The organism is Pedobacter sp. MR2016-24, assembly GCF_026239655.1.
Taxonomy (GTDB): Bacteria; Bacteroidota; Bacteroidia; order Sphingobacteriales; family Sphingobacteriaceae; genus Pedobacter.
In genome coordinates, this window is record NZ_JAPIVO010000009.1 from 407,122 (window position 1) to 432,064 (window position 24,943).

At 40.3% G+C, this 24,943-nt stretch carries 24 protein-coding genes; 13 read left to right on the forward strand and 11 right to left on the reverse strand.

Annotated elements, in window-relative coordinates:
* Nucleotides 1–3: 3 nt before the first annotated feature.
* Nucleotides 4–2,361: a glycosyl hydrolase family 95 catalytic domain-containing protein gene (locus OQX62_RS24435; RefSeq protein ID WP_265834294.1), complete on the forward strand. Its 2,358-nt coding sequence runs from the start codon at nucleotides 4–6 to the stop codon at nucleotides 2,359–2,361.
* A 121-nt stretch (nucleotides 2,362–2,482) separates the two neighbouring features.
* On the opposite strand, the gene OQX62_RS24440 is transcribed toward OQX62_RS24435, so the two are convergent.
* Nucleotides 2,483–3,328, reverse strand: a complete 846-nt coding sequence (locus OQX62_RS24440) for an aldo/keto reductase (RefSeq protein WP_265834295.1) — start codon at nucleotides 3,326–3,328, stop codon at nucleotides 2,483–2,485.
* Between the two features lie 204 nt (nucleotides 3,329–3,532).
* Here OQX62_RS24440 and OQX62_RS24445 point away from each other — a divergent pair, with 204 nt between their 5' ends.
* The 4 genes from OQX62_RS24445 (at nucleotide 3,533) to OQX62_RS24460 (ending at nucleotide 7,271) form a co-directional block, all read left to right on the forward strand.
* The gene (locus OQX62_RS24445) at nucleotides 3,533–4,552 is read left to right on the forward strand and encodes a fatty acid desaturase (protein ID WP_265834296.1); all 1,020 of its coding nucleotides are present in this window, start codon (nucleotides 3,533–3,535) and stop codon (nucleotides 4,550–4,552) included.
* A 110-nt stretch (nucleotides 4,553–4,662) separates the two neighbouring features.
* Nucleotides 4,663–5,358, forward strand: a complete 696-nt coding sequence (gene rpiA, locus OQX62_RS24450; protein ID WP_265834297.1) for a ribose-5-phosphate isomerase RpiA — start codon at nucleotides 4,663–4,665, stop codon at nucleotides 5,356–5,358.
* Nucleotides 5,345–5,896, forward strand: a complete 552-nt coding sequence (locus OQX62_RS24455; protein ID WP_265834298.1) for a GNAT family N-acetyltransferase — start codon at nucleotides 5,345–5,347, stop codon at nucleotides 5,894–5,896. Before rpiA ends, OQX62_RS24455 begins: the two co-directional genes overlap by 14 nt.
* A gap of 28 nt (nucleotides 5,897–5,924) precedes the next feature.
* Entirely contained in the window at nucleotides 5,925–7,271 is a 1,347-nt protein-coding gene (locus OQX62_RS24460) for a deoxyguanosinetriphosphate triphosphohydrolase (protein ID WP_265834299.1), read from the forward strand.
* Nucleotides 7,272–7,377: 106 nt separating this feature from the next.
* Here the strand turns inward: OQX62_RS24460 and OQX62_RS24465 are convergent, their stop codons facing one another.
* The 8 genes from OQX62_RS24465 to OQX62_RS24500 form a co-directional block, all read right to left on the reverse strand.
* On the reverse strand, nucleotides 7,378–7,572 hold the full coding sequence (locus OQX62_RS24465; RefSeq protein WP_265834300.1) for a KTSC domain-containing protein: 195 nt from the start codon (nucleotides 7,570–7,572) through the stop codon (nucleotides 7,378–7,380).
* Between the two features lie 122 nt (nucleotides 7,573–7,694).
* A complete protein-coding gene (locus tag OQX62_RS24470; RefSeq protein ID WP_265834301.1) occupies nucleotides 7,695–8,018 on the reverse strand; it encodes a hypothetical protein in 324 nt (107 codons plus the stop codon).
* A 17-nt stretch (nucleotides 8,019–8,035) separates the two neighbouring features.
* Nucleotides 8,036–8,824, reverse strand: a complete 789-nt coding sequence (locus OQX62_RS24475) for a hypothetical protein (protein ID WP_265834302.1) — start codon at nucleotides 8,822–8,824, stop codon at nucleotides 8,036–8,038.
* A 69-nt stretch (nucleotides 8,825–8,893) separates the two neighbouring features.
* Nucleotides 8,894–10,216 carry a hypothetical protein gene (locus OQX62_RS24480; RefSeq protein ID WP_265834303.1) on the reverse strand — a complete coding sequence of 441 codons (1,323 nt, stop codon included), beginning with the start codon at nucleotides 10,214–10,216 and terminating at the stop codon, nucleotides 8,894–8,896.
* Between the two features lie 312 nt (nucleotides 10,217–10,528).
* The gene (locus tag OQX62_RS24485) at nucleotides 10,529–13,780 is read right to left on the reverse strand and encodes a TonB-dependent receptor (RefSeq protein ID WP_265834304.1); all 3,252 of its coding nucleotides are present in this window, start codon (nucleotides 13,778–13,780) and stop codon (nucleotides 10,529–10,531) included.
* Nucleotides 13,781–13,952: 172 nt separating this feature from the next.
* A complete protein-coding gene (locus OQX62_RS24490) occupies nucleotides 13,953–14,975 on the reverse strand; it encodes a FecR family protein (protein WP_265834305.1) in 1,023 nt (340 codons plus the stop codon).
* Nucleotides 14,976–15,198: 223 nt separating this feature from the next.
* On the reverse strand, nucleotides 15,199–15,795 hold the full coding sequence (locus OQX62_RS24495) for an RNA polymerase sigma-70 factor (RefSeq protein WP_265834306.1): 597 nt from the start codon (nucleotides 15,793–15,795) through the stop codon (nucleotides 15,199–15,201).
* Nucleotides 15,796–15,872: 77 nt separating this feature from the next.
* On the reverse strand, nucleotides 15,873–17,246 hold the full coding sequence (locus OQX62_RS24500; protein WP_265834307.1) for a S41 family peptidase: 1,374 nt from the start codon (nucleotides 17,244–17,246) through the stop codon (nucleotides 15,873–15,875).
* Nucleotides 17,247–17,686: 440 nt separating this feature from the next.
* On the opposite strand from OQX62_RS24500, the gene OQX62_RS24505 reads away from it, so the two are divergent.
* The 6 genes from OQX62_RS24505 (at nucleotide 17,687) to rplT (ending at nucleotide 22,481) form a co-directional block, all read left to right on the forward strand.
* A complete protein-coding gene (locus tag OQX62_RS24505; protein ID WP_265834308.1) occupies nucleotides 17,687–18,478 on the forward strand; it encodes a hypothetical protein in 792 nt (263 codons plus the stop codon).
* Between the two features lie 25 nt (nucleotides 18,479–18,503).
* Nucleotides 18,504–19,169, forward strand: a complete 666-nt coding sequence (locus tag OQX62_RS24510) for a DUF6266 family protein (RefSeq protein WP_265834309.1) — start codon at nucleotides 18,504–18,506, stop codon at nucleotides 19,167–19,169.
* 157 nt (nucleotides 19,170–19,326) lie between these two features.
* The gene (gene thrS, locus OQX62_RS24515; RefSeq protein WP_265834310.1) at nucleotides 19,327–21,252 is read left to right on the forward strand and encodes a threonine--tRNA ligase; all 1,926 of its coding nucleotides are present in this window, start codon (nucleotides 19,327–19,329) and stop codon (nucleotides 21,250–21,252) included.
* A gap of 13 nt (nucleotides 21,253–21,265) precedes the next feature.
* A complete protein-coding gene (gene infC, locus OQX62_RS24520; RefSeq protein ID WP_265792083.1) occupies nucleotides 21,266–21,835 on the forward strand; it encodes a translation initiation factor IF-3 in 570 nt (189 codons plus the stop codon).
* A gap of 25 nt (nucleotides 21,836–21,860) precedes the next feature.
* A complete protein-coding gene (gene rpmI / locus OQX62_RS25135; RefSeq protein WP_265834311.1) occupies nucleotides 21,861–22,061 on the forward strand; it encodes a 50S ribosomal protein L35 in 201 nt (66 codons plus the stop codon).
* Between the two features lie 75 nt (nucleotides 22,062–22,136).
* On the forward strand, nucleotides 22,137–22,481 hold the full coding sequence (rplT, locus tag OQX62_RS24530) for a 50S ribosomal protein L20 (protein WP_265834312.1): 345 nt from the start codon (nucleotides 22,137–22,139) through the stop codon (nucleotides 22,479–22,481).
* 89 nt (nucleotides 22,482–22,570) lie between these two features.
* Here rplT and OQX62_RS24535 read toward each other — a convergent pair whose 3' ends face one another.
* Together OQX62_RS24535 and OQX62_RS24540 are read right to left on the reverse strand one after the other, a co-directional pair.
* On the reverse strand, nucleotides 22,571–22,966 hold the full coding sequence (locus tag OQX62_RS24535) for a hypothetical protein (RefSeq protein ID WP_265834313.1): 396 nt from the start codon (nucleotides 22,964–22,966) through the stop codon (nucleotides 22,571–22,573).
* A 71-nt stretch (nucleotides 22,967–23,037) separates the two neighbouring features.
* Entirely contained in the window at nucleotides 23,038–23,814 is a 777-nt protein-coding gene (locus tag OQX62_RS24540) for an XRE family transcriptional regulator (protein WP_265834314.1), read from the reverse strand.
* 134 nt (nucleotides 23,815–23,948) lie between these two features.
* Between OQX62_RS24540 and OQX62_RS24545 the strand changes: the two genes are divergently transcribed.
* Nucleotides 23,949–24,299 (forward strand): GIY-YIG nuclease family protein, encoded by a 351-nt coding sequence (locus OQX62_RS24545; protein ID WP_265834315.1) that lies wholly within the window; start codon nucleotides 23,949–23,951, stop codon nucleotides 24,297–24,299.
* 254 nt (nucleotides 24,300–24,553) lie between these two features.
* Complete coding sequence (locus OQX62_RS24550) at nucleotides 24,554–24,901, forward strand: GIY-YIG nuclease family protein (protein ID WP_265834316.1); 348 nt, start codon at nucleotides 24,554–24,556, stop codon at nucleotides 24,899–24,901.
* The last annotated feature ends 42 nt before the right edge of the window (nucleotides 24,902–24,943 follow it).

Sequence of the window (24,943 nt, forward strand, 5' to 3'; positions counted from 1 at the left end):
GATATGAAGAAAAGAATATTTTGCCTTCTTCCTTTTATAATAGGAACAATCTTAAGCTACGGACAAACAGGTCAGTTTTTACAACCTGAGCGAGGGTTTACCAGCTGGCAACCTGCGGAAAACTGGGAGCAGTCGTTACTGACCGGAAACGGAACTATGGGGGCAATGGTAACAGGACAGCCATATGAGGAAACGATCATCCTGAGTCATGCTGCCCTCTATCTTCCGCAAAAAAGATCAGGAAAGGTGTATGAGCAAAAGAGTCAGCTAGCCGCCATCAAAAAGATGCTGCTCGCGGGTAAGTATGCTGAAGCAGGAACGCTGACAGCAACCATGCGTAAGGAACAGGGATTTAACGACATCAGAGACCCGTTTATTCCTGCTTTTGATTTAAAAATTGAGCAGAATCCTAAAAATGTGATCAAATACCAGCGATCGGTTAATTTTGAAACGGGCGAAGCAATTGTAGACTGGCAGGATGACGAAGGTACCTACCAGCGTAAAGTATTTGCATCAAGAACAGATAGTGTAGTGGTCGTTTCCATCAAAGGGACAAAAAAAATCAATTGTGCGATCAATTTTGCACAAAGACCTGTGGCGTATGACCAATGGGCATTTGTGAAGGATGGAATCAAAGAAATGAAAGCGGGAGCAGAAGAAGATTACCTGAGCTTCAGCAGTGAGTTTAACCATAAATATCCCAAAGGATTAACAGGTTATGCTGGCTTGGGGAAACTAGTGCAAAAAGGTGGGAGTCACCAGTTACAAAACGGTCGCCTGCTCATCAAAGATGCCGATGAAATTACATTACTGATCAAAATAAAACCTGCCTATGCCAATATCAGCGATCTGTTGCCCGGATTAAAATCAGACTTAACAGTTGCATCAGGGAAAAATTACAAGGCATTAATTCAGTCTCATACTGCTGTTCATGGAGCCTTGTTCAGTAAAGTTAAGCTTGACCTGGAAGGGAGTGCCGAAGAAAGAAACCTCAGCAGTGAGGCATTGATCCAGTTGGGTAACCACCAAAATAGCAAGGCGCTCATCGAACGCACTTTTGATGCAGGCAGATACAATATACTCAGCGCAACCGGCAGCCTCCCACCCAACCTGCAGGGCTTATGGTCGGGCACCTGGACAGCCCCATGGAGTTCCGGTTTTACAGTAGACGGCAATTTACCCACCGCTATTTCGATCCTGATGCCGGGCAACATGCCTGAACTGATGAAGGGGTATTTCGATTACCATGAAAAGCAGATGGGGGATTATCGCCAGGAAGCTAAACAACTCTATGGAACAAGGGGAATCCATATTCCTGTGCAAATTACGACCAGGGGAGTTGAAACTGATTTCGGTGCTACCTGGTGCCTGACCTATTGGACAGGCGGTGCAGGGTGGACCGCTAACTTTTTCAATGATTACTATTTGTATACCGGAGACAGGAAATTTTTACAGGAGCATGCCTATCCTTTTATGAAAGAAGCCGCCTTGTTTTATGAAGATTTCCTTAAAACCGGAGCAGATGGTAAACTTCTTTTTAACCCCTCATATTCTCCCGAAAATAATCCAAAGGGGATAGAAGCGCAGGCGACAATCAATGCAACGATGGATGTGATGATAGCGAAACAATTGCTGAATAATTGTATAGCTGCAGCCAAAACGCTTCATACAGATACTGAAAAAGTTAAGTTGTGGCAAAACATGCTGTCTAAAATGCCCGCTTATGAAATCAATAAAGAAGGTGCGTTGAGAGAATGGATCTGGCCCGGTCTGGAAGATAACTACAGTCACAGGCATGCGTCACAATTATACGATCTGTATGATGGCGTGAGTCCTGATTTTCAGCAAGATACCGCTTTAGTAAAAGCTGCAGGCGTTCTGCTGGATAAGAAAATGGATTTCCGGAAAGCAGAAGGAGGGGGCGAAATGGCTTTCGGACTGGTACAGTTAGGTGCTGCTGCAGCACATTTAGGTGATGCAGGAAAGGCCGGCCAGCTACTTAACTGGCTTGCTGCTACGTACTGGTCAAAGGGCATGGGTTCTTATCACAATGTTAAAAGCATGTTTAACACCGATATCAGCGGTGGTTTGCCTTACCTGGTTACGCAAATGTTATGTTATGCAGAAAGAGATGAAATCCATGTGCTGCCTGCATTACCCGAAAGCTGGAGCAAAGGCAGAATAGAAGGACTTTTATTAAGGGGACAAGTGACGGTCGATCAGCTGGAGTGGAACGATCAGGAAGCAGTGATCATACTCAGGTCTCCTGTTGCTCAGTCGCTGAAATTGAATTCAGGTACTTCAGTAGTCAACGTTGAGCTAAGGGCTGGAAAACCGCAGACCTTTAAATTGAAACGTTAAGATATCAGTGGTGCTTTAAGGGTGGTTGTTTATCCAACAGCATTATAAAACCTGTAGCGCTGATCACAAGGCTATAATTAAAGCGCCCGATTTTCTGATCGGGCGCTTTAATGCAATATTATTATTTAGATAATTCACTGAACTCTTCTTCAGTAAGTTCAATATTTGCCGCAGCCAGGTTTTCCTGTAAATGTTCAACAGATTTTGTGCCTGGGATCAGCAAAATGTTTGGTGATCTTTTTAACAACCATGTCAATGCAATCTGTGCAGTGGTTGCTTCATATTTAGCAGCTATTTTATTGATTTTTTCGGCTAATTTATCAGGTCCTGACGCAAGCGGAAACCAGGGAATAAATGCCATTTCTCTTTTTGCGGTATAGTCCACAATCTCATCCCATTGTTTGTTTCCCAGATTGTACAGATTCTGCACAGATACTATCGGCACTACTTTTTCTGCCTGCTCAATCTGTGCGATATTCACTTCCGATAAACCGACATATTTGATCTTGCCTGCTTTCACCGCTTCCAGCACGGGTGCCAGTGTTTCTTCAACAGGTATCTTTGGATCAAACCTATGCAGCTGCCATAAATCAATTGTTTCTACCTTCAGACGCTTTAAACTGCCCTCTATATTCTGACGGATATACTCAGGATCACCATTGGGTTCCCATTTATTGGGGCCTGGGCGATCGAATCCACCTTTTGTGGCTATCACCAGATCATTTGTATAAGGATATAAAGCCTCAGCAATGAGCGACTCGTTCAGTTCAGGGCCGTATGCTTCTGCCGTATCGATAAAGTTAACACCAGACATTACTGCCTGTTGCAATACCTTTTTCGCATTTTCACGGTCCGACACTTCTCCGAAGACGCCAAATCCGGTTAATTGCATCGCACCGTATCCAATTCTGTTGATGTCCAGCTGTCCTCCGATTTTGTAGGTCAGCGTTTGTTTTGTTGTTTCCATCTGTAAAAATTTGATTTGTAAGTCATTCAATTACGTCTACAGAAGTGCTATTACCCGGCTTTTGTTTGGATTGTTGCAGAAATTGACATAAGTCAAACGGATAGCCGTCACCCGGACTGCCAGCGCTGTTAAAAAATCAAAGAATATAATATAGGATTAATATAAATAAGCGTACATTCACAGAATATATATAATTGCATTCCTATGACATTTTTAGACACCGTTTTAGATCCCCCTGCTTACGGGTGGGCCGATCAAAAAGGCGAACTATCTAAACCTACTGCTGCTCAAATCTGGAAAGAATTCTTCTCCCGTCTGAATATCTTCAAAACAAGAAAAAACTGGTTACCTGCATTCAGCTGGTTTAAAGTGTTACTGACTATCCCTTTGTTAGCTATGTTCATTTTCTACTACTTTAGCTGGCCTTTACTGGGTGCTGCCTTTATTTACAGCATGATTGTAATGGGAACCCATGGTACCATCTGGCACCACAGGTTTTGTACGCATAATGCTTATCAGTTTAAGAATAGATTCTGGAAGTTTTTTACACAGAACCTGACGATTTCAATGATCCCTGAAGAGATTTACGTGGTATCACATCACGTGCACCATGCAAAATCAGACATGCCGGGAGATCCCTATAATGCTTCAGGAGGCTTCCTGTATTGTTTCCTTGCGGACGTAAATCATCAGCCTATCGCAAAAGATCTGAGTGAAAAAGATTATTACCGGGCTACACGTTTAATGAAACATACGGGTATTACGCCAAATACCTATGCACAATATCAGAAATGGGGTTCTATCGCCAATCCGGGAAGAACCGTACTGGCGACAGTACTCAACTGGGGATTCTGGTATGCTGCTTTTTATTTGATAGGCGGTCATGGATTGGCATGCACCTTATTTGGCGCTGCAGGGATCTGGGCAGTCGGCGTAAGGACTTTTAACTACGAAGGTCATGGTAAAGGCAAGGATATGAGAAGGGATCATACAGATTTTAACCGGAATGACATGTCCATTAATCAGTTATGGCCAGGTTTTGTAGCGGGCGAGTGGCATAATAACCACCATCTCTTTCCAAAAAGTGCAAGAACAGGATTTCTTCCTCACCAGATTGATATTGCTTATTATTATATCTTCCTGATGCACAAATTAGGGCCAATTGCTGCCTACAGAGATTCTAAGAAGGATTTTTATAACGATCACGTGAATAAGAAGGAGTGATACATCCAATTTTTATTCAAATGGCCGGCAGGATTTCATACATCCTCAATATTTTTCTTAATTTTATCAGCGCGTAATTCCCGTTGATTACAATTAAATTTTATAGCATTTTGGATATTCAGTCGACTGAAACAAAAGACCTCGAAAAGCAGGTTGCAGCCCGTGAAGCGGTGAAGTTTATTAAAAATAATGATATCGTAGGATTAGGTACAGGTTCTACTGCTTACTTCGCCATTGTGGAAATAGCAGAACTGGTCAGAAATGGCCTTAAAATCAAAGGCGTGCCTACCTCAGAACATACTGCTGCACTCGCTACCTCATTGGGTATAGAATTGCTGGATATGAATGAGGTGAATACGATTGATGTGACTATCGATGGCGCGGATGAATTTGATGAGCAGCTTAACCTGATTAAAGGTGGTGGCGGTGCTTTATTCCGCGAGAAAATTGTTGCTTCTCTCACTAAAAAAGAAATCATCATCGCCGATGCTGCAAAGAAAGTAGAAAAACTAGGCGCGTTCAGAGTGCCGGTAGAAGTGGTGCCTTTAGCGCTTAATTACGTTTTGCAGGAATTGAGCAAGCTGAATGGTGTGGGTACCGTTAGAATGAAAGGTAATGTTCCTTTTATCTCAGATAATCACAATTATATTGTAGACACTGATTTCGGACTGATCGAAAATGCCGCATTTTTATCCGGGAGTTTAAATCAGATTGATGGTGTTTTGGCACATGGACTTTTTGTAAACCTTACTTCGATAGTTATTATGGGTAAAGGATCAGAAACTGTCACTTATGCTAAACATTAACTTCAACCCTTTTCCTAATTTATTGTCAGACCGGTTGCGTCTTCGGCGGATTACCGCTGACGATGTGTATGAGGTCTTTTTACTCAGGTCTGATCCTGAGATCATGAAGTATATTCCAAGGCCTCTTGCAAAAAACAAGACAGATGCCATGGATCATATCACAATGGTGAATAAAGGGGTTGCTGATAATACATCAATCAATTGGGCGATTACCATGAAGGAGGATAACAAACTGATTGGAATGATCTGCCTGATCCGCATGCAGCCCGAAAATTTCAGAACGGAGATTGGTTATATACTTCATCCTGCTTATCATGGGATGGGTATTATGCATGAGGCTGTCGGCGTGCTGATCAATTATGCTTTTAACATTCTTGGCTTTCACTCACTGGAGGCAGTCATAGATCCTGATAACAAAGCTTCCGAACAGGTGCTCCTGAAGCACCATTTCGTGAAGGAAGCACATTACAAAGAAAATACTTTTTATGATGGCAAATTTCTTGATGCAGTGGTGTATTCACTGATCAGGCCGGCCTGAATTTAAATCTAAAAAACGATACGATAGAATGGAGTGGAAAGAATTATTGTCTGCCAGGCGGTGGGGTACAAAAGAGGCGGATTATACAGACCAGGATTTGGCACGTTCACAGTTTCAGCGGGATTACGACCGATTGATATTTTCATCTCCATTCAGAAGGTTACAGAATAAAACACAGGTTTTCCCTTTGCCGGGAAGCGTTTTTGTGCATAACAGGTTAACACATAGTCTTGAAGTAGCCAGTGTTGGTCGTTCGCTGGGCCGTATATTTTATAACCAGCTCAAAAAAGATAATCCTTTGCTGGACGAAGAAAATCCCCTCATCAGTGAAGTAGGAAATATCGTTGCAGCAGCCTGTCTTGCACATGATCTTGGCAATCCTGCATTCGGACATTCCGGTGAAGCGGCTATCTCCAGATATTTTACAGATGGAGACGGCACAAGGTATCAGCAGGATGTTACTGAAGCGCAATGGAAAGACCTGATTAATTTTGAAGGTAATGCCAACGCGATCAGGATCCTGACACATCCCTTTAATGGTAAAGGTTTTGGTGCTTTTGCGCTGACCTACTCTACATTGGCAGCAATTGGAAAGTATCCCTGTGCAGCTATTGCGGGGCATCAGAAGAAGATCCTGCATAGAAAGAAATATGGTTTTTTCCAGTCAGAACAAAATACTTACAAAGAGATAGCTGAGTTTTTAGGTGTGCAGAAAGAAAGCGAAGAGCCGCTGATTTTTAAGCGTCATCCGCTAACCTTCCTCGTAGAGGCAGCTGATGATATTTGTTACAATATCATTGACCTAGAAGATGCGCACCGTTTAAAAATCCTGACTTTTGCTGAGGTTCGTGCCTTGCTGGAGCCCTTATGTAATGATAAAAATCTGGATACACGTTTTCTAAGCGAAGGCTATGATGATGACGCCAAGGTAAGTCTGATGCGTGCGAAAGCGATCAATACACTCACGCAGGAATGTTCCAGGATTTTTTATGAGGAACAGCCGCAGATTCTGGCAGGGGAATACAACAGGAGTATCACGGATGCTATCCCTGAACCTTACCTGACCGCCTGGAAAAATATTGAAACGATTTCCGTACAGAAGATCTACAATTCCTCCTCTGTGATTCAGAAGGAAGTAGCCGGTTATAAAGTAATGGCCGGACTGCTGGAAGAATTTATTCCTGCGCTATTACATAACAATACCCATTATTATAAAAAGCTGGTACAACTGATACCGCCGCAGTTCCACACAGACAAGGAAGATACCTATTCAAGGATACAGAGTGTGCTGGATTTTGTATCGGGCATGACAGATTTATACGCAGTAGAACTGTACAGTAAAATTAAAGGGATATCTTTTCCTTCGATTAGTTAGATTTACTAGGTTCATTATTGTTTTGGATTGATTAGTAGAAGCGAGATAACGGACTGTTACCATCTTATAAAAAAACAATTGCGCTTAAAGGAAATAACAATGCGGCTTACAGGCGCTTAAACTTGTATTTGTTTTTCACAAAGGCATTAAAATATTGTCCTTTGGATCCCGCTGTTTTTAATCCCTGAAACACCTCATCCGGAACACTTTTATAAATATATACTTTGCCCGACAGAAAAGTAATCTTCAATTCTGATGATTCCGCATGGTAACTGAAATGGTCTATTACTGTGGATGGCATAATATCCAGACATTTTATGGCTAAACCTTTTATAAGTCAAATAGTTTGCCATAAGAACGAAAAAACCCCTTCGCAAATGAGCTGAAGGGGTTAACGAGCGAGTGTTGAATTTTTTAATATGATTATGTCCCAAAAGACCGGATTGTCTTCGAAAGGAGTGAAGCGAATGTAATGTCTTCTTTATGAGCAGTTTTTTTAAGCTCTTTCAACTTCCGGCCCAGGTATTGAATTTTCACCTTTTTATGCAGCTCATCGTAAGCTATAATATGTTGCTCTAAATTGATGAGCATTTTTTGGTAATTCGCATACATTAAATCCAGTTCATTCCTGTATTCTCTGACTTGCAGTAATTGGTTATAACTCCTGTCGCCATCGCTTACAATTTCTTCCAGCTGATTCAGCGCTTTCAGGAGATGAACATGTTTGGATTTATTGATGCCCTGCATGAGTTTATTGTAATGATTTATTTAAAAGCAGATGAATAATCCTGAATGTTATAACTATCTCCAAGCATTGTAAAAGGATCAGATGTTGCCGGACTAATCGATAATAACTGACTGTCTCCAGGCACAAAATTATCAATCGTACTCACAATGTTCGCCGGATCTACATTACTTAGGTCAACTTTGTCTGTATATGGTAATTCTTTAGTTCCGGCTTTATAAACTTTGATAGCGTATCTTAAGAGATAGGTATCGGCAGTTTGCAGTGTTGGCAGTTCAATAAATTCGCTGAATGAACCTGTTACATTTTTGATAACTTTAAAACTGGTATAAGTAAATTCAAAAGTTTCGTAATCTAACTTTTGAACAAAGAGCTCAACATCTACTGGTCCTCCATAAAAAGCGCCAAATGTTGTACTAAAGTTTACTCTTATTCCCATGTTATCAGGATTGGTTACAGGTGTAAGCTCTACATTATCGGAAACGTTTATTCCATCATAAAATATTTTTCTTGTCTGATTGAAGTTCGTACCCAAAGTAAATTCTCCAAGTGATTTAGTCGTTGATTTCTTACGGATCTGTACCTTACTATTGGCACTATATAGTTTGCCATTCGTGATGAATGTGTTGTCAAATCCAGTACTAATTATGTTGTCATTGATTAAAAATTCCAGGGTATCTGATAAAATCAGACCCTGGAGATTAACCTGAACAAGTTTTTCCTGATCTTGATGGAATAATTCCTGCTTTTTACAAGATGCCAGTGTTAATAGGGAGACTAAGAGGAAAAAGTATTTAATTTTTATCATTTTTGATATTTTGTTTAAAAATTGGAGCGCGGTTTCCTGCGCTCCAATTTTAATTTGATTTTATGAGGATTAGTAAGCGAATTTAGTCCAGCTTGCTATCCAGTTAGTAGATGTTGATGTAACCGCGCCTCTTGCTCCCAAGAAGTTTAGGTTAGCAGGAGCACCAGCTAAGTTAAACCATGGTTGAACCATTGTCAGGTTATTAGCAGTAGCACTCGAAGTTTGAGTAATTCCAGCATAAGTTCCGGCAGGTAATACAGCAGGAGATACAAATGAATTCACTGCATCATTAGTGAAGCTAGATAATGCTGGTGTAGTTCCATCGAAAATAAATGCGGTATTGAAACCAGTAATGATAGAATTATTCAATGTTACTTCTGAACCTCTGCGGTTACGGTAACCATATCTGTAACCAAGGCCGGTTGCTACTGAAGCAGTTCTTGTACCAATTACACTGAAATTATTCAATGTAGGATGAGTTTTTGGTAATAGACCAAAAGTTGCATCTTCAGCTGGTGCATTGTTATCTGACTCTATACCATTAGAATCACTTACTCCGCCGCTCACGCTATGTGTAGAATTACCATCAGCTAAAGCTATTGCGAAACTAATAGTTCCTGTAAAGCCATTGTCAAAATCAAACTGATCATCGTCATTACCTAAAGCTACCAGATAAGAAGGACTTACAGTACCACCAAAGAACTCAAATCCGTCATCTAAACCATAAGATACTTGTACGTGATCAACTGTAGTACCTGATCCAACGGCACCTAATGTTAGTCCATTGACTTCAATATTTTCAGCTAATACATAACCAGCATATTCAATGCGAACATATTGGAACGTTCCACGGTTATCTGCATTATTATTGCCACCATAAAAATATTTAGATTCGTTTGGAAGACCCTCAATTAATTTTGATCCACCCGGTGCATTAATTACTGCGTTACCTAATATAATTACGCCGCCGAATTCACCTGGTTTTCCAACTGTAGCTGCATTGTTATCTAATAAGTTACGGCTGGTAAATACGATTGGGTTTGCAGCTGTTCCGGTTGCATTGATGTTACCATCTTTTCCAATTACTAAAACTCCGTTTGCAGCACTGGTGTTCACAGAAGATTTAATATAGGTACCTGGTGCGATAGTTAAAGTTGCACCATTTCTAACAGTTACAATGCCTGAAATTTCCCAAACATGATCAGCATCCCAGGTAGTATTGGTAGTAATATCACCGCTCACAGCTGTTACTGGTAGGGTAGAAGCACTATAATCAGCAGCAGCAGTACTGCGGTTTGCGAAGTTAGCAGAGTTATCTCCGTCTTTTTTACATGAAGTAGCTGTGATGGCTGCTAAAAGTACTACAGCACATAATGTTTTTAAATTTTTCATATTTTTTGTTCGTTACAAACAGGATTAATTAAAATCCTTTTTTTAATTATTGGTTCGGTTCTGGATGTTCATTATTAGCCTGATAATGATTTGGTTTTTTGCAGTTGATTTAAAATTTACTACATTGGCTTTCCGGTAATCAATTTTTACTTTCGGGTGTTTCCTGATTGTGCCTTTGTCTACATTATCGGATATTAAGCGAGAGGCTCTGATACAGTCTTTCGCTTTTTTTTGGACAATGGGAATACACGATGTTATCCTCCTTTCTTTTTAAGATGTGACCATTTATATCTACATTCATGATGTATTCAATTAAAAGTTATAGCTTATAGAAGTACTGTAAGTGCGGCCGAATTTCTGACGGAACATCACCTGATCACCCTCCTCATATTTATTTGTGAAACCTGGTTTCAGGCGCAATGCATCGCTGGTATCACCCCCGCCTAACTGGAAATCCGGATTTACTTCGTAACTAGCGGTATTTCTATAAAACAGTGAAGCTCTGTTCAGTAAATTTCCTGCATTCACTTTGATTTCCATTTTACCTTTCAATAATTTGTAGCTGATCTGTCCATCAATCTGCTCTCTCGATTTCTCATACTCAATATCAGTAGGTAGTTCACTAACTACATATGTTTTATAGCCGGATCTGTTATACATAATATTGAAACCAAAATGACTGTCATTATATTGAAGTCCGGCATTAATCAGGTAAGGTGATTGACCATACATGGAACGCTTTTGTGTACTAGTTGCGTAATAGATACCGGTTGCGTTCGGATCCGGATTCTGAGAAACATAAGTCCCTTTAACTTTAGAATTTTGCAGCGTTAGATTTCCGTAAAGTGATAGATTGCTTAGAATTCTTGTGTCGGAAATAAAGCTGAGGCTTTTTCTCAATTCGAATTCCAAACCATAAACTTTAGCCATATCTGCATTCCTGAGGTAATAAGCGATATTACCCGAAAACGTATTCAGCGTAAGTTCTACGGGCTGGTCGAATTTTTTATAAAATCCACCCACAGAAAGTATTTCGCCTAATCCGGGAAACCACTCCGCTTTTACATCAAAACTATTGATCCTTGTGCTGCTCAAACCAGCATTACCTACCTGTGCACCAAAAAATGCGTTGTATCTCCAGAACTGACTATTGTCCATTAATTCTGGTCTCACTACACTACTGGAATAGGCAGCCCGGAGATTTATTGCAGAAACAGGACTGTAGGTTAAATTAGCAGATGGTAACCATTGCCATTTCTGATCTGCTTTTCTTTCATACACGCTATTTTTCTCATTGCTTGGATTGTTGATCTCTGTGTAATGGAAATATTCACCTCTTACTCCCCATACCAAGCGCAATTTCTCCAATAGCCTGCTATCGAACATCAGGTAACCCGCATGGGATTCGCTTTTTCCTTCATACCTGTCTACACCAGCTGGTGTAACCTGATAGGAGAATCCGTTGGCACCTAAATACTCAGGTTTTAGCATCTCTGCCAGAGAAAGATATCTTAAGCTATCAGGTAAGGTTGCTGACTGACTAAAATCAGCGATTTGCCAGCCAAAGCTGCCTTTTTTTCTGATGCCGAAGTAGCCTGTTTTTAAACTGTTGTTTATACCGGCAACTTTAAAAGGAATTGTTGCAGCGGCACTCCAGGAATAATGTTCTTCGCTGGTGTTGTAGTTATGGCGCGACATTGGAACGACTTTAGGTTCAGTAACATTACCAGCGTAATAGAAATATTGATAATTGCCGTTCACCAATACTGGTCTGCTGGTGGCGATACTCAGGTCCTTTTCGTTCCTGTCAATTGAAGTCCTTGCTACATTCCACTCTATTTTTACTTTTCCTGCCTGATGTTGTCCGGTTATTTTATTTTGCAATAAATCTGTAAACGTAGGATCATCCGCTTCTTCGATGCGATCTGGAACTACATTAGGCCCCGCATTCGGTCCCTCGCCGGCATCATCATAACCGACAGTTCTAATCAGCGTATTATCATACATATGCGTATAGGTATTGCGCATACTGAAGCGGTTTGTACCTAACTGCAGCCCTGCATTCAATAATGCTCCCCAGGTGGTATTGAAACCATATGTCGAACCGTTGTTATCGTAATCATCTCTCCAGGCTGTTCTTGTCTGATGATCAAACACATTTATATTTTGTGTATTCCGGTAACTCAATGAACCTGTGAATCCGAGTTTATTCTGGTTTGCAGTGTCTAAAGCAATCAGATGGCCAACTGTGAACTGGTAATTTTGTGAAGGAACGGCCTTTGTTTTATATAAAGTAAAATTGTCATTGGTAAATCGTTTGCTTTGATCATCTACCTTTTTCTGATATTGTTCCGGTGTTAATTCTGTATTGGGAGATGTATTCACGTTAGTTTGTACCAGTCCCTGAGGATAATCACGTCTTCCGTCATCAAATCCCAGATAATCATATTTACCGCGTTTGTGGCTCAGGAAATCCTTACCCGTACTTTGGTCATTATAAGAGCTGCCTATGGTAAAACTCATAAAATTCTCATTAGGAATGTCTTTGGTATTGATTTGAATCAATCCACCACCAAAACTGGCATTCATATCCGGTGTAACTGTTTTACTGACCACCACATTATCTACCAGATTGGACGGAATCAGATCAAAAGAAAAGTTTCTTGTTTGTGCTTCAGTACTTGGCAAAACTGTACCATCGAGGGTCGCCGAATTGTAACGCTCACCAATTCCTCTAACCAGCACGAATTTATTATCCATTGTACTTACACCGCTAATTCGTTTTAAGCTTTCTCCAATGTTTTTATCGGGTGTACGTGCCAATTGTTCAGCACTAATACCGTTGCTTAATTCCGCAGCATTTTTCTGACGTACCAATAAACCTTCTACCGAAGCTTTTTTATAGTTAGCCGTCACCATCACCTCTTTCAGGCCTTTCGAATCCTGTTTCAGGGAAACATCCAATGGGGTGTTTTTTCCTTCCGCTACGACCACACCAGTAATGCGTTTTGATTGGTAGGAAATATAACTTACTTCTAAAGTATAGGTTCCCGGAGCAATGCTCATGATATAAGTACCATCTACGCCAGTTTGTGTACCGGCACCAGTTTCTACCACTCTGATTGAAGCGCCGGGCAAGGTCTCGCCTTTGTCATCCAGCACGCGACCACTGATTTTGCCTGGCTTAACAGGATCTGGCAACTTATATAATAAGATAGTTTTTGAATCTTCAAACTTGAAGCCTACGTGGGTATTTGCAAGCATTCTTGTCAGCACCTGCTGCAGGGACATTCCTTTTACGTCTATGCTGATATTGCTGTTGTTTTTGAAAAGAGACTGATTATAATTGATCACACATCCTGTTTTGCTTTCCAATACGGAAAGACCAGCCGGAATAGTTACTGCAGTTAGCTTAAGGTTGATAGCCTGTTCTGGTTGTGAATAGCTTACCGTAGCCGCCATCACGTTATTCAGAAAGCAAAATAATAAGACCGTAACCATCAGGGGACGGACTTTCAAAGTGCTAAAATATTCTTTTAAATGAGAGAAAACCTCTATATTCATAGGTTCAATGCGTTTTTTAATTTTCACGAGTTACGAAACTTTTGTTTTTTGGCCGTTCTGTTGACGCAGAACGGTTTTTGTTTTTATTGCTAGTACAATTGTTTTGGTGCTGGTTGATTTAATGGTAAAAAAGCCCAAACACCACTTTTTATCTTATGTATAAGTTAATAGCTCATTGACATCCTTCCCCCCATAAGGCAATCGTATTTTTATTATTGTTGATCTTATATTTGATTTTATTTCCGCTCATCACCCTTAACTGCTCCATTACCTGTTTAATGCTCTTGTTGTTAAACGTGGCATTAAAGTGGCAGCCGGCCAGATCGGGATTCTTCAATTCAAAATGAACGTTGTAGTATCGTTCAAGTCTCTCAAGCATCATACCCAGGTTCTCTTTGTGAAACACAAACCGGTTTTCTGTCCAGCTTTTCACATCTTCCACACGTTCAGTATTGATTGCATATCTGCTGCTCTTCTCCTGATAGGTTAGACTCATGCCCGGCGTAAGAATTGAAAGAGCCTTGGTTTTACCGTTAATATGCTCTGCTACTGCAACTTTTCCTGTTCTCACTGTCACACTGAAGGCCTGATCATCAGGATAAGCATAGATATTAAATGAAGTACCTAATACCTGCGTCTTTAAATGTGCGGCATATACAATAAAGGGGCTGCTCACATCATGCTTCACTTCAAAGAACGCTTCACCTTCCAGGCGTACATTACGCAGACTGCCTTTGATAAAACGCGCCGGCCAGCTTAATTTACTTTTACTGCCCAGGTAAACGATTGAACTGTCTGGCAGGATCATTTTAACTTTTTCACCAGCACCAGTAGTTTTACTCACCCATTCTATCACAGCTTCTGTTTTCTGTTTTTGATAACTATACCAGCCTAAACCGGCCGATGCAAAAAGTATAACCGATGCTGCATATTTTAATAACAGGAACCGGTGGTCTTTCCTTTGTTTCTTTTGTTCTACTTTATTCCAGATTTGATTTAATCCTTCTGCAGCGGCAGATGATTCATCACGTGATGCTGGTTGTTCTTCCCATGCCTGTGACATCAGATCGTTAAAATCCTGATCGTTTTTTTTATTGTTCTTCAGGTAACTGAATAATATTTTCTCCTGCTGTGGGTTTGTACCGCCCTGCAGATATAGCTTAAATAATCTTTTTATGTCTTCGTATTGTTCCAATCTTTTAATATTAAATCTTTCCTGTATTCCGCTTTCTATAACTATATATGCACTGCAAAGAGACAACAGCTAGTCACAATTGAAATTTATTTTGAGATTTATTTAAATAGCTGTAAATCAGTTTACTATTTTTGATATTTTAGTGCAAAAAATAAGAATAGCCTAAAATAGAAATTGCCCTTTCGGGCAATTCAATATATCATTTTAGATTTAAGGTATTAGATTACTGCAAAAGCAGGATCCATAAAATGGAGGAAATTATAGTTTCCGGTGAGTAGCTGTTAAAATGTTTACGAATATGACCAAGCGATTTTTTGATATGGTTGTTCACCGTATTCTTAGTGATGCCCATTTGCGAAGAAATATTTTCATGAGAAAATCCTTCATTGCGACTCAGCATATAAGCCATTTTTGCCTGCGGAGGTAAGGTCTCAATAGCCTGGTTGGCCAATTGCTGACAATCTTTAAAATCAATATAGTTTTCAATGGAATTCATCATCGGCTCATCTTCCAGCATCTCATTTCTGAATACATTCATTTTTGCCTTTCTCCTCAATGCACCTAAAAAGATATTGCGGATAATGGTAAACAGATAAGCATCGAAATTTTGTGAAGGATCAATTTTCTCTCTGTTTTCCCAAAGACGAACAAATACATCTTGCGTAAGCTCTTCTGCCTCTTCCGTACAGCGTACAAAACGATAAGCATAACCCTGAACCTTTTTGCGGTACCTGCAATAAACCTCGTTAAAGGCATCACTATTCCCAATTTGTACTGCAATAAGAAGTCGTTCAACTGTATAATCGTACAAGTGTTCCATATAGGCAATGGTTTTAAACAACGGCAAGTTAGGGTTGTAAGTTTAACTCAATGTTAAGTTTACAAAAATTATAAATATTAACGATGGGTAAAGACCAGGCTGTTAGCTGCATCAAGCGTTCTGGTGTCTGTAAGCACTTTTCCTGCTTTTAAATTACTTGTTCTGAGTTTTGAATTTACCGATGCAGTATTGCTGCTGCCCGTTATACTATTAATCGCGGCCTGAACCAGCGGATCGCCGGTATCACCTAAGGCGAGCAGTGGAAGTGATGATAACTCGTTCACTGCAATGTCTGGTGCGATGCCTGAGCTGTAGTTGCCGCTGCCAGCAGCATTGAATAGCTTATACACAATAGGATGTAGTTCCCATTCCACCTGCTTTGGATTTCGCATATCAGCTATAGTAAAAGAAGCTTCATCTTTGCCCCGGGTTTTTTCTCCTACCACTATCACCTGCATGTAGGGCTTTAAATTATTGATCATGATTTCAGCGGCCGATGCCGTGGCACCTGTTGCTAAAATAAAAATTCTTCTCAAGTCAAGATTGCGCTGTAGCAAGCTATTAAAATTCAGGCTGCGGTCGAACGTTGATGCCGTGCCGATAGATTCAGTTTTCGCTCCACCGTTTTTATTTCCTTTGTAGGTGATGAAAGGAGTGCCATAAGTAATCCCCGGTGCGATCATCGTACACAGTCCGGCAGCTTCCGCTACCTGACCGCCAGAATTATAACGCAGATCAAGAATTAACTCTGTTACTCCTGCATTTTTGAAATTGCTGAATGTATTATTTAATGAGCTGGCCAGTCCGGTGTTAAAGTCGTTGGTATATAAATAGCCGGTTTTAACATTTCCTGTTTGTAAGATTTTGCTGATGGAAGGTTGTTCAAAAGTAGCACCTGCATTAATTTCGACAGGGCCGGCGTCCATTCCGAGCAGTACTTTATTTGCACTGATGACTTCCTGTTGCAGTGCCGCTGCATCCGCAGAATTTAGCTGTTTTCCGTTAATCTGATAAATATAGTCTCCTCGTTTTAATCCGGCTCTGGATGCCGGCGAATCGTTTAAAACCTGTTTAATAACGCCGATAATATTTCCACTGGACTCTTCTGTGAAGGTGGTATAATCAAAACCATACTTGCTTCTGGTAGATACTGTTCCTGTTGAGGGGTCTGAGGGAAGTATAAGATAAGAAAAGCGGTCGGCAGTATTGCGTATTGCATTCAAGAATGATTTAGGATCAGGCGTAAGATCTGGTTTGCCGGGCAGGCTTTCATTCCAGTAATAATAACGTTGCAGACTATCTAAAATCCAGGTGTTTATGTTCTCGTTAGTTCCTGCCGGATAATCTGGTTTAGCGATGTTTTTTTTGCAGGATTGTAATATTAGTAACAGCAGAATCAGCGCTGTAAATTTATGCAAATGGCTGTTTAGAGGAAAAAAATCACGCTGCATAGTGTCGTATTTTTAGGAAATATATACAAACATAGCTTACGAATGTTAATATATGGTTAAGTTTTGGATATGCTGTAAGGTTTAAATTCGGGAATGAAAAAATTCAGCAATCAGCTACTCTGAATATAAATTAACTGAGGGTGAACACTAGTCAGGTTAGATTCATCCTTGGGATGGGCTCGGATTTGCCTGCGGAATTGATGGAATGCAGCTCGTATTTTGGTCGGCAAGGAACCAGGTTGGAAGCAAGGTGGAAGCACGGTAAAAGCACGTTTTTTCAATAAAACCTGCTTTTTTCTTACTTCCGGTCAGGATCCATTCTGCTTTGGATATGTAGGACGTCCGCACAACGTTCGACCAGCTATTGAACTATTTTAGAGCCAGCTATTGACAAAGGTCCTTTCAGTGCTTATCTTTAACGAAATTAAATCATATAAAAAATGGGAAAAATCAAAAATGGATTTGTGACGGGGCCTGTCGGACCCGTTACTTATAGAAAAGACGGCGATCAACAAATAATACAGTCCAGACCTGGAAAGGGTAACACTAACATGTCTGAAGTGACAATGGAATTTGCTTCCAGCTTTTCGATTGCCAGTGCTTTGGGATCAAACATCAGGGAGTGCTTTCAGAAAAGTATCAACGGTTGGTATGAGGGCAAGATTGTTAACCAATTGAATGGATTGCTGAATACCATTGTCACACAGTGCCGGGATGTAAAGACGCAAAAGCTGTCTTATGATGAATACAGCTTTAAAAAATTAGCTGGTTTTGAATTTAACCCTACATCGGCTTTAGGTAAACAGATTGGTTTTGATGTTCAGACTCAATGGTTATCTGGCCAGTTGAAGGTCACTATTCCCCGGATACACCTGCCTTTACAATTAAAATTTCCGGCAGGAGTGAACAGATGTGAGCTCTGTTTCAGTCTGGGTATAATGAGACCTCAGGAAGGTTACCGGCTTCAATATCCTGAGCGGAGATCAATGGTTGTATTAAAGCATCAGCCTGAAACTGAAGAAACAGTATTTACTTTCAATGTGCCTGAAGGCTGTCTTTACCTCTTAACCTTAGGTCTGCGATACATTACGCAGCGAGGTAACACTGAAACACTGTTTAACAGTAAGACCTTTAATCCGGTGGGCATTCTTGAAGCTTATTTGGTCCCGGGTATCTATTCAGGCGAGGACGGGCTGGAATGGATCGATATGCCTCGTGTAAAAATCAATTAATTGTACACCTTAAAATTTATTAAAAATGGGAATATTAAATAAAGGCCTCCTGGGCGCAGTTTCAGGAAAAGTAGGTCCGGTGATAGGTGTCATACGCAAGGCAATGGCGATTATCCGCTCCTTACCTAGGGAAAGTAAGAAAAAGGCTTCGGAAGCTCAGGTATTTAACAGAAATAAATTTGGTAGCATATCCGCCTTGCTGTCAGAATTCAGAGAGCTCATAGAGATTGGTTTTTATGATAAAAAAGAACCAGGTAATCAGATGGATAGGGCTATCAGCTGGAATGGGAAGCATGTTTTTGGAATTGATGGTATGCAAGTAAAGCCCGACTTATCAAAATTGGTATTGAGTATGGGTACTTTATTCAGGACAACAGGTGCGAAGCTGATTCCCGGGCCGGAAAAAAGTTTGCGGCTGACCTGGAATGATGATGAAGAACACTGGTCAGATCAGCATGCGATGCAGCGAGGGGCTGATCACGCGATGGTGGCAGTGATGTATAAGATAAAAAAGGATTATAATGTCGATATTTACTATGAACAGGGCAGAAGAGCAGATCTGGAGTTGAACTTGCAGCTGAAATATGCCGATATTAAGCATCCAGTGCACCTGTGGCTGTTTTTCGCTTCAGAAGACAGGACGGCAGCGTCGAAAAGTGAGTATTTTCAGACAATGCTCGCACAAGATTAACTTGGCAGCTGGATCAATAAGATGGGGATCCTTGTCCCCATTTTCAAATTTCTTCCTGATAATGCATCTTAAAAACTTACCTTTGTCATTCCAAAAATCACGTTGTATTGATTGGAGTATAAATTTTTTTAAATTCACATATAAATCATAGTTGTAGATGATTAACATTACACTTCCTGATGGCTCTGTCCGTCCTTATGAAAATGGGACTACTGCACATCAAATTGCCTTATCAATTTCTGAAGGCTTAGCGCGTAACGTACTGGCTGCCGAAGTTAACGGCGAGGTTTGGGATTCAAGCCGCCCTATTGAAACAGATGCTGCTGTTAAATTACTGACATGGAACGACCAGGCTGGTAAAGCTACATTCTGGCATTCTTCTGCGCATATTATGGCAGAAGCACTGGAAGCTTTATACCCGGGTACTAAATTCGGTATAGGTCCAGCTATTGAAACCGGTTTCTATTATGATGTGGATTTCGGCGACCGTGAGTTTTCTTCGGATGATTTCAAGGCAATCGAAACTAAAATCATTGAGCTGGCTAAACAGAAAGAAGTTTTTGTCAGAGAGAGCGTTTCTAAATCAGACGCGGTAGCCTATTTTACTGAAAAAGGCGACGAATATAAACTGGATCTGATTGATGGTCTGGAAGACGGAAAAATTACGTTCTATTCGCAAGGACAGTTCACTGATTTATGTCGCGGTCCGCATATCCCGAATACCGGATTTGTAAAAGCGGTTAAATTAATGAATGTTGCAGGTGCTTACTGGAGAGGTGATGAGACCAAAAAACAGCTGACACGTATTTATGGGGTTACTTTCCCTAAAGCAAGTGAGCTGACTGAGTATCTTTTAATGATTGAGGAAGCTAAAAAACGCGACCACAGGAAATTAGGTAAAGAGCTGGAGTTATTCGCTTTCTCAGAGAAGGTAGGTATGGGCTTGCCATTATGGTTGCCTAAAGGAACTGCTTTACGTGAGCGTCTGGTGAACTTCCTGACCAAAGCACAGTCAAAAGCTGGCTATGAGCAGGTCATTACACCGCATATCGGCCACAAGAATTTATATATTACTTCCGGTCACTGGGAGAAATATGGTAAAGACTCTTTTCAGTCGATCAAAACCCCGCAGGAAGGGGAGGAGTTCTTGTTAAAACCAATGAACTGTCCGCATCACTGTGAGATTTACAAAGTTAAACCACGTTCTTATAAAGATCTTCCATTACGTTTTGCAGAATTCGGCACGGTTTACCGTTATGAGCAAAGCGGGGAACTGCATGGACTTACCAGGGTAAGAGGATTTACTCAGGATGATGCACATTTGTTTTGTCGCCCGGACCAGGTTAAAGAAGAATTCAAGAAGGTGATTGACCTTGTATTGTATGTGTTTAAGTCATTAGGTTTTACTGATTACACTGCGCAGATCTCGCTGAGAGATCCTGAAAACAAGGCCAAATACATCGGCACTGATGAAAACTGGAAACTGGCAGAGGATGCAATTATTGAAGCATCGGCTGAGAAAGGATTGCCGACAGTAGTAGAATTGGGCGAAGCTGCATTTTACGGACCAAAGTTAGATTTCATGGTGAAAGATGCATTGGGCAGAAAATGGCAGCTGGGTACGATTCAGGTTGATTATAATTTACCGGAAAGATTTGAGCTGGAATACACAGGCAGCGATAATTTAAAACACCGTCCGGTAATGATCCACCGTGCGCCCTTTGGCTCTCTGGAGCGTTTTGTTGCGGTTTTGATTGAGCATTGTGCTGGTAATTTCCCGTTATGGCTGTCGCCCGAACAATTTATTATCCTGCCGATCTCAGAAAAATATGAAGATTATGCTAAAAAAGTTTCAGATGAACTAAATAATTCCGATATTCGCGGTTTGATTGACTTTCGGGATGAGAAAATAGGAAGGAAAATCAGGGACGCAGAGATGAAGAAAATCCCTTATATGCTGATTATCGGTGAAAAGGAGATGTTGGAAGGTAAGGTTTCAGTAAGGAAACATGGTGAGGGAGATTTAGGAGAAATGACACTTGAAGCGTTTAGTGAATTATTAATTAAAGAAATAACAGTTTAAATAGTATACAAATTTGGCATTAGGCAGACCAGGATTTAACAGGGGACCACGTCCTCCTTTTAAGAAAAAAGAAGCAGAACATAATATTAATCAGTTTATCCGCGCCCAGGAGGTGAGGTTAGCTGGAGATAATGTTGAGCCGGGGATTTATCCTTTGGCAAAAGCTTTAGCCCTTGCTGATGAACTGGAACTGGATCTTGTAGAGATATCTCCAAATGCAGTACCTCCGGTTTGTAGAATAATCGATTATAGCAAATTTGTTTACGAACAAAAGAAGAAGCAAAAAGAGATTAAAGCAAATGCTAAGCAAACGGTAATTAAAGAGATCCGTTTTGGTCCTAACACGAATGACCATGATTTTCAGTTTAAACTGAAACATGCGCAGAGTTTCCTCGAAAGTGGAGAGAAAGTTAGGGCATATGTGCATTTCAAAGGTAGAGCAATCGTTTATAAGGAACAGGGAGAGATCCTTTTACTTAAATTCGCTCAGGCTTTGGAAGATATAGGTAAGGTAGAATTATTACCAAAGTTAGAGGGTAAGCGTATGTTTTTGACGCTGGCTCCAAAAGTTGCAAAAAAATAATAAATTACATAAATAAGAATAGGTTATGCCAAAAATGAAAACCAATTCCAGTGCTAAAAAGCGCTTCAGGCTTACTGGAACAGGTAAAATCGCAAGAAAAAACGCATACAAAAGTCACATCTTGACAAAGATGTCTACTAAACGTAAGCGTAATTTGGGTCAGACTAGTATGGTCTCTGCAGCTGATATGGGCAACGTTAAGCGTATGCTTGCTATCGGTAAATAATTAAATTCGTAACCAGGTAACCGGTAGTAAGTTTGCTGAAATACGCAGCACCGCTTATCAAAAAACAACAACACTATGCCACGTTCGGTAAACGCAGTAGCTTCGAGAAGAAGACGGAAGAAAGTCCTTAATATGGCCAAAGGCTATTGGGGATCAAGAAGTAAAGTATTCACTGTAGCTAAAAATACGGTTGAGAAAGGTTTGCAATATGCATACCGTGACCGTAAGGTTAAGAAAAGAGAATTCCGCGGACTATGGATTCAACGTATCAACGCTGGAGCTCGTCAACACGGTATTTCTTACTCTCAATTGATTGGTAAATTAGCCGCTAAAAACATTGGTTTAAACCGTAAGGTTTTAGCTGACTTAGCGATGAATCATCCGGAAGCTTTCAAAGCAGTAATTGATACAGTTAAATAGAAATATATAACGCAACAAAAAAGGGGAGCAAATTTTGCTCCCCTTTTTTGTTGGTATTCATTTGATGTCTGACCTTTAACAGGATTCAGTTAAGCAGCCTTGGCTGCTTTTTTATGTCCTTTATGATCACCTTTTTTGTCTTTATGCTCAGCCTTAATGGCGTCAAGTTTTTTCTTCTGATCTGCTGTCAGCACCTGATTCAATTTAGTATCAGTTTCATTTTTAACGGCTTCATGCTGGTCTTTCATCGCTTTCCTGGCATCTTTATTTTTCTTATGCCACGCTTCAGATTTTTTAAACTTATCGAGTTCAATTGCATAAACTTTTTGCTTTTGATCTGCTGTCAATGTGAGTTCCTGTTGAAGTTTAGCCGTACTTTTTTCTGCCTTTTGTTCAGGAGTCAATTTATCTTTAGTACCATGCTGTGCGTAGGTAGAGGTTAAACCTGCTACTGCCAATGCTAATGTTAACAATATCTTTTTCATGTTTTATGTGTTGTATGCAGGTATAGAGTGCTATTGGAAAAAAAGGTTTAAAAACAATAGTGATAAATACATTAGTTTTTATTCATCTGTGATAGTGACTTCTGCATTTGTGTCATCATATTGGTAAGCGTCTCAATAGTTGGATCCGGAGTAGGATCTGGCAAAGATGAACTGATATAAGCCTTTGCTTTCCAGATTTCCAGAATGTCTTCTGCAGGTACCATATACGGATCATAGATCTTATTGTCTGAAACCAGCTTTAGTTCTTTATTCTCTTTAAAACGGTTGCCGGCACGTTTGTATACCACACCTTCGTTTTTACTAACGATGACGTAAGTTTCGCCAGTTTTCACTTCATTCCAGTTGTCCATATACTCGCCGACAATTACACTTCCCGGCTGAATAGGCAACATGGAATCCCCGACAATTTCGAATGCCCTGAAGGTACCCTGTTTAAGTGCAGGTAAAGGCAGCTGGAATTTAGGGAGATCTTTGATGTATTCCGGATCCGAAAATCCATTCAGGTAACCTGCACTTGCCTTTACCGGAACCATTTCTATATTCTCATTGTCGTTCTGGTCTACAGAAATACTGAGGATCCGGAGGTTGGATCCCTGGCTTTTTAGCTTCGGTCTCCACTTCTCGTTGATGGTTTCATTGATAAATTCATCCATCGTCAGTTCATAGTGTTCTGCTATTTTCTTTAGCAATTCGTATTTGGGTTCGGCACGGTCTTCCTCATAAGCTCCAACAAGTGATCTCTTAATTCCCATTAAATCAGCAAACTGCTGCTGTGTGTGGCCTTTTTTCTTTCTCAGGTATTTCAGATTGGTGGATATATTCGACATAAAAATAAATTTTAAAAATAGTTTGTTTGTACTAAAAAAGTTAGTAATATTGTACCAATAAAGTTAGTAATATTTATTCGTGTTGCAAATATATATACTAATTTAATTAGTGGTGATAATTTAAACTGAAAGCAATGAAAAAATTTGTGTACATCGTGACAGATAGAAACAGGACTAGTTTACATGTAGGAATGAGTGCTGACCTGATTAAGACGCTTGATTTTTATAAGCAGATGCCAAGCTTGTTTTTTGATAGCGGACAGCAGTTAACACGACTGGTTTATTTTGAAGAATTTAAAACTGAATCCCAGGCACTGAACCGCTTCAAACTGGTGAGCAGATTTACCAGGATGCAGAAGGAACGTCTGGTCCGGGCATGTAATCCTGATTGGGTGGATCTGACCATCGGACTGGATTTTGAGCATATTACAATGAACAGGCCGATTTCTAATCAGGTAAAACTGACGCTGAATATGATGTCTTAGATAAAGCGACCTATTTTAATTGATTGCACGCGCTCTGCGCTGATGTCAATGGCAGGATTTCCTGCCATTTTTTTTTGCTTTTTAAAATGCAGTGCTGAAAATGGAAGAGCGTGAAACAGGTGGAAAAATATAATTTGATAGTGCTTGCTTTGTACTAATATAATTAGTAATATTGTACTAATAAAATTAGTAATCAGGTTTAACGCTGGTTTCTTCTTTACTGATCAGCAAGAGCAACAATTAATCGAAGTACAATGGAAAATTTTGTATACATTATAACAGATAGCAACAGAACCAATTTACATGTTGGTATGAGTGCAGATTTATCCGGAACACTGGACAAATACAAATTGGCTGCGGCTTCTTTCTTTAACAGGAAACAGCAACTCACTAGGCTGGTGTATGTGAAAACATTTAACACAGAAAAACAAGCATTAAACTACCTGGAGCTGCTCAGTGGCTATACAAGAATGCAGCGGGAACGCCTGGTACGCTCCTGTAATCCCAATTGGCACAACCTGACAAGTGCTACCGGCTTCAACCATATGGTAATTTCAGGTACCAATCCTCCGGTACAGCGATCAGCACATCTTGTTCCCTGATTTCTGCCGCAATTGCCCATTAAATAACAAAAGAATAACCAG

What these genes read in the sequence shown, in the direction of transcription:
- OQX62_RS24435 (WP_265834294.1), top strand. Translation starts at nt 4, where the DNA reads ATGAAGAAAAGAATATTTTGCCTTCTTCCTTTTATAATAGGAACAATC.
- OQX62_RS24440 (WP_265834295.1), bottom strand. Translation starts at nt 3,328, where the DNA reads ATGGAAACAACAAAACAAACGCTGACCTACAAAATCGGAGGACAGCTG.
- OQX62_RS24445 (WP_265834296.1), top strand. Translation starts at nt 3,533, where the DNA reads ATGACATTTTTAGACACCGTTTTAGATCCCCCTGCTTACGGGTGGGCC.
- OQX62_RS24455 (WP_265834298.1), top strand. Translation starts at nt 5,345, where the DNA reads ATGCTAAACATTAACTTCAACCCTTTTCCTAATTTATTGTCAGACCGG.
- OQX62_RS24460 (WP_265834299.1), top strand. Translation starts at nt 5,925, where the DNA reads ATGGAGTGGAAAGAATTATTGTCTGCCAGGCGGTGGGGTACAAAAGAG.
- OQX62_RS24465 (WP_265834300.1), bottom strand. Translation starts at nt 7,572, where the DNA reads ATGCCATCCACAGTAATAGACCATTTCAGTTACCATGCGGAATCATCA.
- OQX62_RS24470 (WP_265834301.1), bottom strand. Translation starts at nt 8,018, where the DNA reads ATGCAGGGCATCAATAAATCCAAACATGTTCATCTCCTGAAAGCGCTG.
- OQX62_RS24475 (WP_265834302.1), bottom strand. Translation starts at nt 8,824, where the DNA reads ATGATAAAAATTAAATACTTTTTCCTCTTAGTCTCCCTATTAACACTG.
- OQX62_RS24480 (WP_265834303.1), bottom strand. Translation starts at nt 10,216, where the DNA reads ATGAAAAATTTAAAAACATTATGTGCTGTAGTACTTTTAGCAGCCATC.
- OQX62_RS24485 (WP_265834304.1), bottom strand. Translation starts at nt 13,780, where the DNA reads ATGAATATAGAGGTTTTCTCTCATTTAAAAGAATATTTTAGCACTTTG.
- OQX62_RS24495 (WP_265834306.1), bottom strand. Translation starts at nt 15,795, where the DNA reads ATGGAACACTTGTACGATTATACAGTTGAACGACTTCTTATTGCAGTA.
- OQX62_RS24500 (WP_265834307.1), bottom strand. Translation starts at nt 17,246, where the DNA reads ATGCAGCGTGATTTTTTTCCTCTAAACAGCCATTTGCATAAATTTACA.
- OQX62_RS24505 (WP_265834308.1), top strand. Translation starts at nt 17,687, where the DNA reads ATGGGAAAAATCAAAAATGGATTTGTGACGGGGCCTGTCGGACCCGTT.
- OQX62_RS24510 (WP_265834309.1), top strand. Translation starts at nt 18,504, where the DNA reads ATGGGAATATTAAATAAAGGCCTCCTGGGCGCAGTTTCAGGAAAAGTA.
- thrS (WP_265834310.1), top strand. Translation starts at nt 19,327, where the DNA reads ATGATTAACATTACACTTCCTGATGGCTCTGTCCGTCCTTATGAAAAT.
- rpmI (WP_265834311.1), top strand. Translation starts at nt 21,861, where the DNA reads ATGCCAAAAATGAAAACCAATTCCAGTGCTAAAAAGCGCTTCAGGCTT.
- rplT (WP_265834312.1), top strand. Translation starts at nt 22,137, where the DNA reads ATGCCACGTTCGGTAAACGCAGTAGCTTCGAGAAGAAGACGGAAGAAA.
- OQX62_RS24535 (WP_265834313.1), bottom strand. Translation starts at nt 22,966, where the DNA reads ATGAAAAAGATATTGTTAACATTAGCATTGGCAGTAGCAGGTTTAACC.
- OQX62_RS24540 (WP_265834314.1), bottom strand. Translation starts at nt 23,814, where the DNA reads ATGTCGAATATATCCACCAATCTGAAATACCTGAGAAAGAAAAAAGGC.
- OQX62_RS24545 (WP_265834315.1), top strand. Translation starts at nt 23,949, where the DNA reads ATGAAAAAATTTGTGTACATCGTGACAGATAGAAACAGGACTAGTTTA.
- OQX62_RS24550 (WP_265834316.1), top strand. Translation starts at nt 24,554, where the DNA reads ATGGAAAATTTTGTATACATTATAACAGATAGCAACAGAACCAATTTA.